Source organism: Streptomyces sp. NPDC001732 (assembly GCF_053596315.1).
The window spans coordinates 25,432-39,528 of the sequence record NZ_JBSFFY010000005.1 but is presented as its reverse complement, the minus strand read 5'-3'; the positions used below and the strand labels follow the sequence as shown (position 1 = coordinate 39,528).

At 70.5% G+C, this 14,097-nt stretch carries 16 protein-coding genes, 1 tRNA gene and 1 pseudogene; 12 read left to right on the top strand and 6 right to left on the bottom strand.

The window, feature by feature from the left end:
• Positions 1 to 63 precede the first annotated feature (63 nt).
• The 3 genes and pseudogenes from ACWCXX_RS07895 to ACWCXX_RS07885 all read right to left on the bottom strand — a co-directional run.
• Positions 64 to 795: pseudogene (locus ACWCXX_RS07895) on the bottom strand (DUF4255 domain-containing protein); the annotation flags it as partial.
• A 28-nt stretch (positions 796 to 823) separates the two neighbouring features.
• On the bottom strand, positions 824 to 2,797 hold the full coding sequence (locus ACWCXX_RS07890) for an HYR domain-containing protein (RefSeq protein WP_451125441.1): 1,974 nt from the start codon (positions 2,795 to 2,797) through the stop codon (positions 824 to 826).
• Positions 2,798 to 3,169: 372 nt separating this feature from the next.
• Entirely contained in the window at positions 3,170 to 3,796 is a 627-nt protein-coding gene (locus ACWCXX_RS07885) for a response regulator transcription factor (RefSeq protein ID WP_451125439.1), read from the bottom strand.
• A 209-nt stretch (positions 3,797 to 4,005) separates the two neighbouring features.
• Here ACWCXX_RS07885 and ACWCXX_RS07880 point away from each other — a divergent pair, with 209 nt between their 5' ends.
• Positions 4,006 to 5,328, top strand: a complete 1,323-nt coding sequence (locus ACWCXX_RS07880; protein ID WP_451125437.1) for a COG1470 family protein — start codon at positions 4,006 to 4,008, stop codon at positions 5,326 to 5,328.
• Between the two features lie 88 nt (positions 5,329 to 5,416).
• Here the strand turns inward: ACWCXX_RS07880 and ACWCXX_RS07875 are convergent, their stop codons facing one another.
• Entirely contained in the window at positions 5,417 to 6,238 is an 822-nt protein-coding gene (locus ACWCXX_RS07875; RefSeq protein ID WP_451125435.1) for an eCIS core domain-containing protein, read from the bottom strand.
• Between the two features lie 425 nt (positions 6,239 to 6,663).
• On the opposite strand from ACWCXX_RS07875, the gene ACWCXX_RS07870 reads away from it, so the two are divergent.
• The gene (locus ACWCXX_RS07870) at positions 6,664 to 6,960 is read left to right on the top strand and encodes a type II toxin-antitoxin system VapB family antitoxin (RefSeq protein ID WP_072488263.1); all 297 of its coding nucleotides are present in this window, start codon (positions 6,664 to 6,666) and stop codon (positions 6,958 to 6,960) included.
• Positions 6,961 to 7,196: 236 nt separating this feature from the next.
• Entirely contained in the window at positions 7,197 to 7,790 is a 594-nt protein-coding gene (locus tag ACWCXX_RS07865; protein ID WP_451125642.1) for a LytR C-terminal domain-containing protein, read from the top strand.
• 49 nt (positions 7,791 to 7,839) lie between these two features.
• On the opposite strand, the gene ACWCXX_RS07860 is transcribed toward ACWCXX_RS07865, so the two are convergent.
• Positions 7,840 to 8,022, bottom strand: coding sequence for a DUF1272 domain-containing protein (locus ACWCXX_RS07860; protein ID WP_451125641.1), 183 nt, complete (start codon positions 8,020 to 8,022; stop codon positions 7,840 to 7,842).
• Here ACWCXX_RS07860 and ACWCXX_RS07855 point away from each other — a divergent pair.
• Entirely contained in the window at positions 7,949 to 8,101 is a 153-nt protein-coding gene (locus tag ACWCXX_RS07855) for a hypothetical protein (RefSeq protein ID WP_451125653.1), read from the top strand. The two genes, ACWCXX_RS07860 and ACWCXX_RS07855, sit on opposite strands and share 74 nt — an antisense overlap.
• A 104-nt stretch (positions 8,102 to 8,205) precedes the next feature.
• On the opposite strand, the gene upp is transcribed toward ACWCXX_RS07855, so the two are convergent.
• A complete protein-coding gene (upp, locus tag ACWCXX_RS07850; protein ID WP_451125433.1) occupies positions 8,206 to 8,841 on the bottom strand; it encodes a uracil phosphoribosyltransferase in 636 nt (211 codons plus the stop codon).
• A 105-nt stretch (positions 8,842 to 8,946) separates the two neighbouring features.
• On the opposite strand from upp, the gene ACWCXX_RS07845 reads away from it, so the two are divergent.
• The 8 genes from ACWCXX_RS07845 to ACWCXX_RS07810 all read left to right on the top strand — a co-directional run bounded on the left by ACWCXX_RS07845 (position 8,947) and on the right by ACWCXX_RS07810 (position 13,874).
• Positions 8,947 to 9,174 (top strand): hypothetical protein, encoded by a 228-nt coding sequence (locus ACWCXX_RS07845; RefSeq protein WP_451125431.1) that lies wholly within the window; start codon positions 8,947 to 8,949, stop codon positions 9,172 to 9,174.
• 252 nt (positions 9,175 to 9,426) lie between these two features.
• Positions 9,427 to 10,008, top strand: coding sequence for a tRNA adenosine deaminase-associated protein (locus ACWCXX_RS07840; RefSeq protein WP_451125429.1), 582 nt, complete (start codon positions 9,427 to 9,429; stop codon positions 10,006 to 10,008).
• A gap of 9 nt (positions 10,009 to 10,017) precedes the next feature.
• Positions 10,018 to 10,518, top strand: a complete 501-nt coding sequence (gene tadA / locus ACWCXX_RS07835) for a tRNA adenosine(34) deaminase TadA (RefSeq protein WP_451125427.1) — start codon at positions 10,018 to 10,020, stop codon at positions 10,516 to 10,518.
• A 114-nt stretch (positions 10,519 to 10,632) separates the two neighbouring features.
• Positions 10,633 to 10,717, top strand: a tRNA-Ser gene (locus tag ACWCXX_RS07830).
• 103 nt (positions 10,718 to 10,820) lie between these two features.
• Positions 10,821 to 11,747, top strand: coding sequence for an FAD-dependent oxidoreductase (locus tag ACWCXX_RS07825; RefSeq protein ID WP_451125425.1), 927 nt, complete (start codon positions 10,821 to 10,823; stop codon positions 11,745 to 11,747).
• Between the two features lie 482 nt (positions 11,748 to 12,229).
• The gene (locus ACWCXX_RS07820; RefSeq protein ID WP_451125423.1) at positions 12,230 to 12,394 is read left to right on the top strand and encodes a hypothetical protein; all 165 of its coding nucleotides are present in this window, start codon (positions 12,230 to 12,232) and stop codon (positions 12,392 to 12,394) included.
• 10 nt (positions 12,395 to 12,404) lie between these two features.
• Positions 12,405 to 12,698 (top strand): Dabb family protein, encoded by a 294-nt coding sequence (locus tag ACWCXX_RS07815; protein ID WP_451125421.1) that lies wholly within the window; start codon positions 12,405 to 12,407, stop codon positions 12,696 to 12,698.
• Positions 12,699 to 12,968: 270 nt separating this feature from the next.
• Entirely contained in the window at positions 12,969 to 13,874 is a 906-nt protein-coding gene (locus ACWCXX_RS07810; protein WP_451125419.1) for an RNA polymerase sigma factor SigF, read from the top strand.
• Positions 13,875 to 14,097 lie beyond the last annotated feature (223 nt).

The following is a 14,097-nucleotide window of genomic DNA, read 5'->3' as shown; positions in this document are numbered from 1 at the left end:
GGCCGCACGGATCTCCGCGCTGCCCTCCGCACGGGTCGTACGGGTCGCACGGGTCGTACGGGCCTTCCGGGTCTCCGTGATGCGGAGGGACAGGCCGCGTCGTCGGTCCGCATCACGCGCGCGCGACGCGGTGTCCCCGCCCGGTCGTCCCGGGCGGCCTCCGTACACCGGGAGGCCCCCGCGCCCCGGCATCGGTTCCGATACGGGCTCGGCCCTCTCGGGCACGTCCCCGAAGCGGGCCAGCACCCCCTCGTCCCCGACCGGCGGACCGGCCACATAGCTCGGCGAGGCGGTCACCGGCACGCTGACCACCAGGTCCAGCGAGGGCTTCAGCTCCCCGCCCAGCGCGCTCCACACATCGGCGAACGAGCGGTCCTCCGGCGGCGGCAGCGCGATCGACATCGGGACGGGCGCCCCGATCTCGGCCAGAGTGCCCGTCAGCCGCTCCGGCGGCAGCGCCTCGTGCCGCAGCAGACAGCCGAGCAGCGACGAGAGCAGCCGGTGCTCGTCCTCCGGGCGCTTGGTCCATGCCGTGATCAGGTACGACAGCTTGAAGAAGCGGGGCGGGCGGCGGCGCGCGACGATCACGCCGCGCTCGTCGTAGTCGTTGTGCAGGCCCCGCTCGCGCCTGCGCATGTCCTCGCGGATGTCGTAGAGGTACAGGTTGACCATGGGCGCGTTGACCTTCGCCGCCCACTCCCGGGTCGGGGCGTCGAAGACCACCGCGATCTGGCCGCCTTCGAGCACCTCCGACCTGATCAGGGCCCGCAGTACGTCGTCGACCTCGTGGATCACCTGATCACTCCCGTACGGTCACCGGCGCTCATGCGCGGCCCGCGAAGTCCGGTGGCTGCAGATTGCGCTGGACCACCAGGACCGGCTTCTGCAGCCGGTCGATGTCCCGGGTGTCCACGCGGAGCTTCCGCGGACCGAGCTTGTCCTTGCGCAGGACCGGTATCTGGACCTCGAAGGTGCCGTCGCGTCCCACGATCGCACCGGACATCTCGGCGGTGATCCCGATGTTCCACGTGAAACGTACGGTCTGCCCCGGCGGATAGTCCTTGCCGCGCGCCAGGACCACCTGACCCGGCTTGACGACCTGGGGCGTGACGGTCAGCGAGGGTTTCAGCACGCGCAGCCGGTCGGTGTCCCGGTTGTCGGCCTTCCGACGGTCCGGCAGCGTGCCTCGCACGGTGGCCCGTACGTCACCGGTGATCGCCGCCTCGTACGTCGCCGTCTGGGTCACCACGAGGCGGCCCCCGGCCGGGACGGTGCACGGAGCGGCGGCCGTGCACCGGGACAGGGCGGGCAGGCTGCGGTCCTTCGCCCTGGACGGTTTCGGCCAGGTGGAGCCGAGGACCACCCCGGTCGCCGGGTCCGGGCCGGCGTTGGTGAGGGTGAAGCGTGCACGGGCCGGACGGCCGGTGTACGTACGGTCCGGGCCGACGTCCACCTTCACCGCCACGTCCGCCGAGGGCGGCACGGGGGCTTCGAGCACCTCGATCTCCGCCGTGTCCGTCCCCGTGTTGCCCGCCGAGTCGGTCGCCGAGCAGGTCACCGTGGTGCGGCCGACCGGGAAGAGCGAACCGGAGGCGGGGGTGCAGGTCACCGGGAGCGTGCCGTCGGTGGCGTCCTGGGCGGTGGCCCCGTACGTCACGCGCGCGCCCTCGTCGTCCTTGGCCCGGACGGTCAGGTCGTCCACGGTGACGACGGGCGCGTCGATGTCGTTCACGTCGATGTGGATCTGTTCCTGGAAGTCCGGGTCGGCCGCGGCGGCCGGGCCGATGGTGTCCGTGCCCGGGGCCTGGGTGCCCATCAGGAACTGGACGGTGCAGCTCAGCCGGGTGCCCTGGGGCGCGTCGGCGGAGACGTCGATGTTCTCCGCGAAGTGCGCCGCTTCCCCGCTGGTGAGCCGCTGGGTGGGCGGTTCGAGGCTGATGGACAGATGCGGATCACAGTTGTCCAGGCGGTAACTCACGTTGGTGGGGAGGTTGCTGAGCCCCTCGATGATGGCGTCCACGACGTCGTTGCCTTCGATGCCTTCGAGCATCCGGCCGTTGGTGGCGGCCACCAGGCGCCGGGCCTGGTCCGGCGGGTGTTCTTTGTCGTTGGGGTACTGGGGTATGCGGCCGTTTCCGTTGAGGCCGTCGCCCTTGTCGCTGGTCAGACCGACCGCGATCAGCCGCACCCCCGCGTCCTGAAGGGCGAACTCGGCCTCGCTGAACGACCGGCCGTTGCTGGGTTCGTGACTGGAGGCGTCACCGACCAGCACGACAACGGGGCTGGAGTCGGGGCGGAACACGGTCTTCCCGTCACCGCCGTTGGCCAGCTTCCACAGGGCGTAGATCCAGTCCTCGGGCGGACCGATGCTGTAGGCGCCCATGTCGGCCTTGAGCTGGTTGACGCCCGTCTGCACCTCGCCCAGGTCGTAGGTCAGCCCTTGCAGCACCTTGAAGCCGGCCTCGGGCGGGTCCGCCTTCTCGTCGCCGAAGGTGGCCACGGCGAAGCGCGAATCCTCCTGCTCGTCACGGATCGCCTTCGTGATCTCGGGGATCCGTTCCTTCACCCGCCGGATGGGGACATCCATGCTGCCCGTGCCGTCCACCAGCAGGATCACGTCCGGCCTCGGCGGAATCGCCGGGGTACGCACCTGCTTGTCCACGCCCGTGGAGCCGCCCGGGTCGACCGCGTCGGTGAACTCGGCCGGGGTGACCCAGGGTTCGGGCACCGCGACCGTCGGCACCCCGGGCGTGACGGCCGATCCGGGAGCGATCCCGGTCGCCACGAGAAGCAGCACGAGGGCCGGGACACGGAACGCGGCAGGAGTGCGGCGCGAAGCAGACGGCCGGGAGCGAAGTCGGGGCCGGGTCCAGGACCAAGACCGAGGCCGAGGCCGGAGTCGAGGCCGGGCCGGCCGACCCGGCCGCGGTCCCCGCTGAAGTGGCTGGAACCAGCGCACGGAAGTCCTCCCCCACCCTCGCCGACCGGCATACCGGACCTCACGGTCCCGCAGGCGCGGCCCGCGCACAGCGGTGCGGGAGTCACATCCCTGGGTAGGCCCCGCTGCACGAAAGGGCAACGGGGCCTACCACGGGACCTGCCGAAGTACCGCCCGCACCCGCGTGGACGGGCGCGCGGACAGGCGTGCGGGCGGGTGTGCAGATGGGGGTCAGATCAGCCCCTGCCGCATCGCGTACGCCACCGCGTGCGACCGGTTCCGCAGCTGCAGCCGGGTCATCACCGAATGCAGCACGTTCTTGATCGTGCGCTCGGAGTAGGCCAGCTTCGTCGCGATGTCGGCAGTGTCGTACCCCTCCGCGACCAGCCTCAGCACATCCACCTCACGCGCCGCGAGCCCGGTGAAATGCAGCCCGCGGGGGCCGAGCACCTGTCCCTGGAGGCGGCCCACCTCCTCCAACAGTCTTCCCAGCAGGTCGGAAGGAAGATGGCCCTCGCCCCGCGCCACCGTCCCGATGACCTGCACCAGATGCTCCGGAGTCGCCTCGGAGCGCCTGACCACACCGGCGACCCCGCACTCGGCGGCGCTCACCAGTTTCTGCTCGTCGATGTCCGTGGTGACCAGGACGGTGCGCGAGGTGCTGGTGCGCTGGATGTGGCGCAGCATCGTCAGCACTTCCTCGTCGACCGCGTCCACGACGACAACAACAATCTGGGGGGAGGCATCGCCTTCCCCCCATTCCGTGACACTTACCTCGGGTCGGGTACGTAACTGGCTGGCCACGCCCGCCTGCGAAATCGGGTCCTGGGCTCTCAACGCGACAGTTGTTCGCTCCATGGCAATGCTCCCCCTGGGCAACAGCCATGACGTCACAGCGAACACAACCGACACGGCTGTTTTCGTATGCCTCAATCATCTGAGGCGGTCAAAAGATGCCCGCGTATCCCTACAGGGAAACAAGAAAGCCGATCCGGGCACAGAATCTGCCCGGAAGTGTTCCTTCCCGGCCGATGGCGGCGTTCTGCGGCGATCCTACGGTGCGCCCTATGAGTCTCACGGCAAGCCTCGACGATTCGTCCGTCACCGCCGCACCGGGCGAGGAGACGGCCATCCCCCTGCGGATCCTCAACTCCGGCAGCACCGTCGAGGAGTACCGCTTCGAGGTGGTCGGCGCGTGCGCCGCCTGGTCGACGGTCGAGCCGGCGACCCTGTCCCTGTATCCGGGCGACTCGCAGACGGTCTCCTTCGTGCTGCGCCCGCCCCGCGATTCGACCGTGCCCGCGGGGGACACGCCCTTCGGGATACGGGTGGTGCCCACCAGCGAGCAGGGCGACACGGTGGTGCCCGAGGGTCGGGTGACCGTACTGCCCTTCATCGAGACGACCGCCGACCTGGTGCCGCGCAGTTCGCACGGCGCCTGGCGGGGCCGGCACCGGATCGCCGTGGACAACCGGGGAAACGCCCCGGTCACGGTACGGCTGGGGTCCCGGTCGGGTACGGAACGGGCCCGGGTCTCGTTCGCCTCCGACGAGCTGCGGATCGAGGCCGGCCGGGCGGAGTTCGGGAAGGTGCGGATACGACCGGCCAAGCGCGTGTGGCGCGGCACGGCGGTCACGCACCCCTTCCAGGTGGTCGCCACCCCCGATGTGGCGGAGGGTCAGGAACCGGCCGCCGCGGTGCTCGTGGACGGCTCCTACCAGCAGGAACCGATCCTGCCGCGCTGGCTGCCCCGGGCCCTGATCACCGCGGCCGTCCTGCTGATCGCGCTGGTCGGGCTCTGGTACGCGCTGCTGCGCCCCACCGTGAAGTCGGCGGCCCGGGAAGCGGTCACGCCGGACGTGGTCCGGTCCGCCGCCGCGGCCGACAAGAGCAAGGCCCCGGAGAAGGGTTCCTCGGCCGGGACGGGGTCGGGCGGCGGCGACTCCTCGGGGGCGAACGGGGGCTCGCCGAAGCCCAGCCCCTCGTCGAGCTCCGACGGCTCGTCGGACGCCGCGGGCACGGCCCCGACCAGTGCGCAGGTGCAGGTCAGGGACTCGGTGGGTGGCGGGTCGAACACTTCGACGGCGCTGCAGGTGCCCGCGGGGCACACCTTCCGGCTGACCGACATCGTGGTCCAGAACCCGCAGGGCGACGCGGGAACGCTCGTGGTCTCCTCCGGCCGGGACGCGCCCGTGCTCCGGCTGGCGCTGGAGAACTTCCGGGACTCCGACTACCACTTCGTCACGCCGATCCTGGTCCCGGCGGGCGGCAAGGTCACGATGACCGTCGACTGCCACAAGGTGGGCAAGCCGGTGAACGCCCCGACCCCCTCGCGGTGCGCGGAGTCCCTGTTCCTCGGCGGCACGATGAAGACGGACACGGCGGACTGACGCGGCAGGCGGGCCGAAGTCCCGAACCTGCGCACCGAACGGACACGGCGGGCGGACCGCGAGGTGCCGCAGCCCGCCCGAAGCCCCGTCACTCGGGCGGGACCTCTTCCTCCTCGGTGCCCTTCTTCTCCCGCTGGACGAACGAGCCCTGCACGTCGGCCGGTTGCTCGTCCTCGTCCTCCGTCGCGGCCCGCTGCACGGCGGGCGCCGGGGCGGCGGCCGGACCCGCCGTCGCGGGCGGGGCCGGATCAGAGGCCGGGGCCGGGTCCGAGAGCACCCGGTCGGCGTTGGCCACGGCCTCCCGCTCGAACCGGTCGGAGGGGTCGCTCACCCGGATGCCGCCCGGCGCCTCCGTACCCTCCACCGGGCCGTTGCGCTGCTGGATCACATGGGTCAGCTCATGGGCCAGCGTGGTGCGGCCCTGCGACGAGGACGGGTCGTAGGCGTCCCGCTGGAAGACCACGTTGTTGCCGACCGTGTACGCGTGGGCGCCCACGCCCTTCGCCGACTCGTGCGCCGCGGAGTCCGTATGGACGCGCACGTCGGAGAAGTCCGCACCCATCCGCTGCTCCATGTCGACACGGGTGTCGGTGTCCAGGGGCTGCCCTCCGCCGGAGGAGACCACGTCGTGCACGGGGGAGCGTTCCTCCTGCTCCTCCTCCTTCCGCTGGATCATCGCCCCCACGGCACTGTTTCCGACGGCGCGCTGAAGCACGCTCATGCCGCCGGTCCCGACCACATCGGACCGCCCCGCGGCTGCGGCACGGTAGAGGTGCGGGGTGTCCGCCGCCCCCCGCTCCTCGGACGCCCTCGGCGCGTGCAGCGCCTCGTCGTGGTCGTGGTCGTGATCATGTCCGGGATCCCGCTCGTGGTCGTGCTCCTGGTCCCATTCCTGTGCGTGCATCGTCATCTCCCCTGACCGCGCCCCCGGTCGAGGGCACGTCGCGATGGCCTCACCACTCCACCTTCACGACGGGCCGACGCCCCGTCCAGCCCGGACCCCGTCGGCCGGGGGCAGCCACCACTGCCCCTTCGGGCACCGGGATCGCGACAGGACGGGGCACCGTGCTCGCCCAGGACCGTGATCACCGCCCGAAGACGGGGTCGCACTGCCGCCTCTCGAACCACTGCTCTTCGAACTGCTGCCCGGCGTCGACTCCGCGCCGGAACCGTCACCCTCGTCCGGAAGCACGCCTTCCTCCCGTGCCGCCGCCCTCACTCGTCCCGGACCCCACCCCGGAATGGCCGCAATGGGTGCTTTTGCGGAGTTGCCGCCGACGGCGCAGTGCCACCCCGCGGCTGCGCCCGGAGGCTCCTGCCCGGTAGGCTTTCCGTGTGATCTTCAAGCGCATCGGAAATGGGCGGCCTTATCCCGACCACGGCCGGGAAAGCACCCGGCAGTGGGCGGACGTCGCGCCGCGCCCGGTCCGCCTCGATCAGCTGGTTACCACCAAGGGCAATCTGGACCTCGAAACCCTCCTCGCCGAGGACTCGACGTTCTACGGCGACCTGTTCGCGCACGTCGTGAAGTGGCAGGGCGACCTCTACCTGGAGGACGGTCTGCACCGCGCGGTCCGCGCCGCGCTCCAGCAGCGCCAGGTACTGCACGCCCGCGTACTCGAACTCGGCTGACCGGAGCGGGCTTCCGCCCCCGGCCCCCGGCCACCGCCCCTCGGGCAGGCCCGTACGTCCCGCGAGACATACGGGCCACGAGACGTACGGACCACGGCGGCTGCACGCCTCCGCGGACCCCCGGGGTTCGTTCGGGTGCTTTCGCACTCGGACGGGCGCGATCCATTGATCATTTAGTAGGCATCATCACCGGGTCGCACTACGCTGCGCCCATGAGCATGCTCACTCCCCCCGGCATGGGCGGAAAGTACCGCATCACGGGTGACAAGTACCCCCGGATGCGCCGCCCCCGGCGTCGCGGCAAACTGATCCTCGCTGCCACCGCTTCCGTGGTCGCTCTCGGGCTGGCCGGCTGGGGAACGATGCAGCTCATCGATGTCTTCACCGGCGGCGACCCGAAGGCCAGTGCCGCCGACCACAAGACGGACTGCCCGTCCGCCAAGCCGTCCGCACCCGCGAAGGTGCTGCCGAAGCCCGCGAAGATCACCGTCAACGTCTACAACGCGACGCCCCGCAGCGGGCTCGCCAAGAAGGCCGCCGACGAACTGAAGAAGCGCGGTTTCACCATCGGCAAGGTGGGCAACGCCTCGGCCGCGTACGACAAGAAGGTCCCCGGCCCCGGAGTGCTGCTGGGCGCCCCGTCGGCGACGAGCGGCTCGTTCCCGGTCCTCGGTACGCAGTTGCAGGGCGCCACCCCGAAGACGGACGCCCGCAAGACGGCGGACGTCGACCTGATCCTCGGTACGAAGTTCAAGGCGTTCAACACGCCGCAGTCGGCCGCCGCAGCCCTCGCCGCCCTGACGAAGCCGGCTCCCGCCCCGTCCTGCTGACGACCACCCTGCCGCCGACCGTCCTGACCGACAGCCGGCCCGCCGACGGTCACCGGGCCCTCGGCCGTCCTGATTCCGTTCCCCATGCCGTGGCGGGGGCCGGTGCGCGCCGGGGGCGCGCCACGAGTTCGCCGCCGCAATTGGGGCGCATGTTCCGCATGAGGTCGCTGCAGGGCACGCAGAAGGTGCACTCGTACGAGCAGATGCGGGCGGCCGCGTCCTGCGGCGGCACCGCGCTCCCGCACCGTTCGCAGCGGTCGCGCATCTCCAGGGCCACGGCTCTCCCAACGGGGCCGGGCCGCCCGGCCTGATCGACCGAACAGCCCGGATGTTTCGGACACATCAAAAAAATCCGCCGACACTGCCGGGACCGGCGGTCCCGAACAGTGCCGGCGGAGTGAGTCCTGTCGGTCGGTCAGTCCACCGTGCCGTACATGCGGTCGCCCGCGTCACCGAGCCCCGGAACGATGTAGCCGTTCTCGTTGAGCCGCTCGTCGACCGCGGCGGTGACCACGGTCACCGGCGTACCGGCCAGCTCGCGCTCCATCACCTCGACGCCCTCGGGCGCCGCGAGGAGCACGACCGCGGTGACGTCGTCCGCGCCGCGCCCGATCAGTTCCTTGATGGCCGCGACCAGCGTGCCGCCGGTGGCCAGCATCGGGTCCAGGACGTACACCTGGCGGCCCGAGAGGTCCTCCGGCATCCGCGTCGCGTACGTGGACGCCTGGAGCGTCTCCTCGTCGCGGATCATGCCCAGGAAGCCCACCTCGGCGGTCGGCAGCAGTCGCACCATGCCGTCGAGCATGCCGAGGCCTGCCCGCAGGATCGGCACGACCAGCGGGCGCGGGTGCGACAGCTTCACGCCGGTCGTCGGGGTGACCGGGGTGTCGATGTCGACCTGTTCGGTGCGCACGTCCCGGGTGGCCTCGTAGGCGAGCAGGGTGACCAGCTCGTCGGCGAGCCGCCGGAAAGTCGGGGAGTCGGTGCGCTTGTCGCGCAGGGTGGTGAGCTTGTGCGCGACCAGTGGATGGTCGACGACGTGGATCCGCATGCGTTCAACAGTAACCGGGCCCCTCCGCACTCGTGCGCTGGCATCAACCACACGTTCGGAGGGAAGGTGGGGGCATACCGGACCCAGCCTTGGGGTGATGAGCCGATGCCCGACGCGGAAAAGTCGAAGCGGGACCAGCCTGACGCACCGGCCCCGCAGGACACACAGGTCCCGCAGGACGATCAGGAGAGCGACGCGGCGCGCCGCAGGAGGCGTGCCCAGTTCCTGCGCGAGCTGCACGAGGCGAAGGCACTCCGCGACCGGGTCCAGCCACGCCGGGCCAGGGCCGCCCGGATGCGTCAGGCCATGCGCATGCGCACCTTCCGCTGGTGACAGGGCCGTGCGGCGCACACCCTCCCCTGGCGACCCGGACCGTGCGGCGCACACCCTCCCTGGTGAGCCCAATGGCCGCTCGTGTCCCCCTGCTGGCGGCGTCCGACAGAACTGATGGCCGACTCAACGGCCGAACTCCTCTCGCAAAGCCCATGTTTCTGCCACGATTCCGATGGGCGGGGCACAGGACAGCCGGGCCACCGGATGCCCTCCCGCCGGACCGACACCCCTAAGACAAGTGGGAGAGTCACGGTGTATTTCGCCGCACTGCTCGCGCGCACCGAAGACGGGTGGGAAGCGAGCGACACGGAACTCGACGATGTGGAGACCCTGTCCGACCTGACGGATCTGGCCCGCGACGCCTCGGCGGACGAGGACACGGTGCTCGTCTTCATCGAACAGGAGGACGCCTGGTTCGGCGTCGTCCGGGTGGACGGTGAGGACGACCCCCGTATTTTCGTCTCGGACGCCATTGCCGCCGCCCGCTCCTCCTACGGGGAGATCCTGCTCACCGACGAACTGCTCGGCCGCGAACCCGGGGCCGAGGACACGATCGCCGCCCTCGAGGAGCTCGTCGGCCTCGACGGCACGGAGGACGGCGACCCGGACACCGCCCCCGACAACAACACCGACACCGACACCGACACCGATACCGACACCGATACCGATGACGGATTCGACGCCGACGCCGTACCGGCGGGGCCCCTCGGCGACACCCGGATCCTGGCCGACCTCGGACTCCCCGAGGCGGAACTTCTGATGCTGCGCACGGACGCTCTGGCGGAGATCGCGGACGCGCTGGGCGCGGCCGAGGTCCTGGAGACCGTCCGTTAAGGTCCGCGGGTGAGCGAAGCACCGCACCCGCAAGGACCGTCGGAACCGCACGACCCCGTGAGAGACCCGTGGCGGGCGCACATGCGCCGCGCCCTGGCCGAGGCCGACCTGGCGGCGCGGGCCGGCGATGTGCCGGTCGGCGCCGTCGTACTCGGCCCGGACGGCGCCCTGCTCGCCACGGGCCACAACGAACGCGAGGCGACCGGCGACCCGACCGCGCACGCCGAGGTCCTCGCCGTACGCCGGGCCGCGGCGGCACTCGGCCGGTGGCGGCTCTCCGGCTGCACCCTGGTCGTCACCCTCGAACCCTGCACGATGTGCGCGGGCGCACTGGTGCAGTCCCGCGTGGACCGGGTGGTCTACGGGGCGCGCGACGAAAAGGCGGGCGCGGCGGGCTCCCTCTGGGACCTCGTGCGCGACCGCCGCCTCAACCACCGCCCCGAAGTCATCCAGGGCGTCCTGGAACCGGAGTGCGCGAGCCTCCTGACCACCTTCTTCCGCACGCCCTGACGCCCTTCTTCCGCACCCCCTGGCACCCTCCCTCCCCCTCTCCCCACCCCCTTCTCCCACCTCCCCCGAGAACCGATTTCTGTCCACGGCCCGGGATGGTCTAAGCTCTCTCTCGGTAGCGTGTCCGAGCGGCCGAAGGAGCTCGCCTCGAAAGCGAGTGTGGGGAAACTCACCGAGGGTTCAAATCCCTCCGCTACCGCTCTTGTGAAGGGCCCGGCGCATGGCGTCGGGCCCTTCGAGTTTCTCCTCACGCATCCCCGGAACGGCCCGCCCCACCGGCACCGAGGTGCTGGAATGACCTCATGCCCTCCCCGTCCCGCCCCTTCGACACCGACCTCCTCATAGTGGGCGGAGGGCCGGCCGGCTGCGCGGCGGCCCGTACGGCGGCGAGCGTGGGCATGGGCTCGGTCCTGGTCGAGCCGGACGCCCTGTGCCGCAACCTGTACCGGATCCCGGCGCTGAACAACGTCCTCGGCGGCCACACCGAAGGCGCCTCCCTGGCCACCGCCATCACGGCGGAACTGCACGGCACCGAGCTGTGCCGCATCGAACTCGGCCGTTACGTCACCGAGTTGCGCGCCTCCGACGACCACGTCACCGCCACCCTCGACGACGGCCGCCACCTGACCGCGCCCCACGCGATCGTCGCCACCGGAGTCGGCCCTCTCCAACCCCGCGACGTCCCCTGGATCACCGCCCCGCCCGGCCTCACCCTGCCCCCGCTCTGGCGGGCCGAAGCGGAGGAGGCGGAGGGGCGCACCCTCCTCGTCCTGGGCGGCGACCGCCCGATCGGCACGTTCCTGCGCGCCCACCCGGACACCGATACGCGCCTGCTGGTGGCGTACCCGGCGGCCGACGACTACAAAGTCGAGGAGATCCGCGACGACCCCCGCGTCACCCTGCTCCCCACCGAACATCTGACGCTGCACCCGTCGGACACCATGTCCGTGACAGCGGGACTCCTGGACCGGAACGGCAATCGACACCCGCTGAGCGCCGACGACGTGTTCCTCACCCTCGGCAGCACCCCCGCGTCCCCACCCGGAGACCTGATCCACGCCCCCTCCGGCTACTGCCCTCCCACCACCCAGCACCCTCGCCTCATCGTCGCCGGCAACCTCCGCTCGGCCCGCTACCAACGCATCATGACGGCCATGGGCTCCGGCAGCGAGGCCGCACTCCAGGCCTACTACACGGCGCGGGACCTGTCGGCCGGGGGCACGGGGTGAACGGGACGTACGGGACGCCTCGGGCGCACGGGGTGAACTTGACCCACACCTTGTTCTCGGCGACCTCTGGTGGTCCCCGTGCGTGCGGAGGTGGTCCCGTGCTCCTGGTTGCGGTCGCCGAGCCCGCAGGGTGGGCCCCGCTGGCGGGCGGGGAAGAACGGGGCGGGGGAAGCGGTATCGGGGGGACAAGCCGCTTCCCCCGGGGAACTGGGCTCTCGGGGCCCTGGCGCGGTCAGGGGGGATCTCGCGGTGGGGTCCCGTGGTGAGGGCCTGTTCCCGCCCTTCGGGTTCCTGCCGGACCCGTCGGGCTCACTCCCCATCCTGCTGCGCCGGAGATGGCCGGCGGGCGGGCGAAGGGCCTTGATCGGGGGGTCCTTCGTCCTTAAAGGTCGTGTGAGGGGCGGAATCCTCACGGGGGTCCGGTCATACGTACGGATAGAATCGCCCGACTGCACAGGGGATCGAAGGGGAGGCAGGGGCTGATGGTGCAAGCGAAGAAGATAGCTCTCTACGTGATAGTCGTCTTCGTGCTGTACACGATCATCACCTCTCCGGCACGGGCGGCCGATCTGGTCCAGGTAGGGTTCGAAGGCGTTTCGAGTGCCGCGCAGGGCGTCGGCGATTTCATGTCCGCGCTCGTGAATTAGGAGTACCCCCATGATCCGCCACCTGGTCCTGTTCAAGCTGAACGACGGCGTCGAGCGGGACGAGCCGCGGGTCGTGGCCGGGGCGCAGGCCTTCCGCGAGCTGGAGGGGCAGATCCCCGAGCTGGAGTTCTGGGAGTGCGCCTGGAACATCACCGACCGGCCGATCGCCTACGACTTCGCCATCAACTCCGCGGTCGCCGACGAGGACGCCCTGAAGCGGTACATCGAGCACCCCGCCCACCAGGCCGCCGCCGGGCAGTGGCGCGAGTTCGCCACCTGGGTGATCGCCGATTATCCGTTCTGATCCGGACGGGTCGGGACGGGGCCGGGCGGATGACCCGCAGCCCAGATGAGCCCGATGAGCCCAATGGGCGATACGCCTGACGGGGCGTCGCCGCCCTCTGCCTCTCACCATCACGGTGAGAGGCTTTTTTGGCATTTAAACCAAGTTGAAACAGGTTGACCCCAACACGATGTTATACGGTGCTTGCACACAGTGGACATGTCTTGTGATGCTATGACCGCTTTTGACGGATGAGTTGACCAAAGTTGACCGCAAAGGGGTGGCCTCATCATGCCGGCCAGTACAGCGCCTCAAGTGCCTCCCCAGTCCGTCCAGGCAAGCCAGGCGGGTCAGGCAAGTCAGGTAAGTCGGACCAGTCAGGGCAGTCAGAGCGTTCTCGACGAGCGGGGCGAGGTGGCTGCGCCCGCCAGGAGTCGGGGAGCGGACACCAGGGCCCTCACACAGGTGCTTTTCGGCCAGCTCAAGGAGCTTGAGCCGGGGACCTCCGAGCACGGTCGGGTACGGGCGGCGCTCATCGAGGCGAATCTCCCCCTCGTCCGGTACGCCGCGGCGCGCTTCCGCAGCCGCAACGAGCCGATGGAGGACGTCGTCCAGGTCGGCACGATCGGGCTGATCAACGCCATCGACCGGTTCGACCCCGACCGCGGCGTCCAGTTCCCGACGTTCGCGATGCCGACCGTCGTCGGCGAGATCAAACGATACTTCCGCGACAACGTGCGGACCGTCCACGTCCCCCGTCGGCTGCACGAGCTCTGGGTGCAGGTCACCGGGGCCACCGAGGACCTGACGACCGCCCACGGCCGCTCCCCCACCACCGCCGAGATCGCCGAACGGCTGAAGATCTCCGAGGACGAGGTGCTCGCCTGCATCGAGGCGGGGCGCTCGTACCACGCGACCTCGTTGGAGGCCGCCCAGGAGGGCGACGGGCTGCCCGGACTGCTGGACCGGCTCGGCTACGAGGACCCCGCCCTCGCCGGGGTCGAACACCGCGACCTCGTCCGGCACCTGCTCGTACAGCTCCCCGAACGCGAACAGCGCATCCTCCTGCTGCGCTACTACAGCAACCTGACGCAGTCACAGATCAGCGCCGAACTGGGCGTATCCCAGATGCATGTGTCAAGACTGTTGGCCAGAAGCTTTGCCCGACTCCGATCCGCAAACAGGATCGAGGCCTAACCGGATCGGTTAGAGCTCCCCAAGTTTGTTTCGGGCGACCAGAATCCGCCACACCCCCTGTTAACTGCGCAGACGCCACAAAGACTTGTCGACTTGTCACTACAGCGTGTTGCCGACATGTGACATTCTGCGGGAACCGCGTTTGCCGTGGCCTCGCCTCCGGTATTCAGGTGGAGGCTGCGTTCCTCCGATGGTCGCGGCTCGACGCGACCGTCCGCGACCT

Bases quoted from the DNA above. Each gene is read 5' to 3' on its own strand.
- ACWCXX_RS07875 (WP_451125435.1), bottom strand. From the start codon at position 6,238: ATGACGATGCACGCACAGGAATGGGACCAGGAGCACGACCACGAGCGG.
- ACWCXX_RS07880 (WP_451125437.1), top strand. From the start codon at position 4,006: ATGAGTCTCACGGCAAGCCTCGACGATTCGTCCGTCACCGCCGCACCG.
- ACWCXX_RS07885 (WP_451125439.1), bottom strand. From the start codon at position 3,796: ATGGAGCGAACAACTGTCGCGTTGAGAGCCCAGGACCCGATTTCGCAG.
- ACWCXX_RS07820 (WP_451125423.1), top strand. From the start codon at position 12,230: ATGGTGCAAGCGAAGAAGATAGCTCTCTACGTGATAGTCGTCTTCGTG.
- ACWCXX_RS07865 (WP_451125642.1), top strand. From the start codon at position 7,197: ATGGGCGGAAAGTACCGCATCACGGGTGACAAGTACCCCCGGATGCGC.
- ACWCXX_RS07825 (WP_451125425.1), top strand. From the start codon at position 10,821: ATGCCCTCCCCGTCCCGCCCCTTCGACACCGACCTCCTCATAGTGGGC.
- ACWCXX_RS07815 (WP_451125421.1), top strand. From the start codon at position 12,405: ATGATCCGCCACCTGGTCCTGTTCAAGCTGAACGACGGCGTCGAGCGG.
- ACWCXX_RS07845 (WP_451125431.1), top strand. From the start codon at position 8,947: ATGCCCGACGCGGAAAAGTCGAAGCGGGACCAGCCTGACGCACCGGCC.
- upp (WP_451125433.1), bottom strand. From the start codon at position 8,841: ATGCGGATCCACGTCGTCGACCATCCACTGGTCGCGCACAAGCTCACC.
- ACWCXX_RS07855 (WP_451125653.1), top strand. From the start codon at position 7,949: ATGAGGTCGCTGCAGGGCACGCAGAAGGTGCACTCGTACGAGCAGATG.
- ACWCXX_RS07810 (WP_451125419.1), top strand. From the start codon at position 12,969: ATGCCGGCCAGTACAGCGCCTCAAGTGCCTCCCCAGTCCGTCCAGGCA.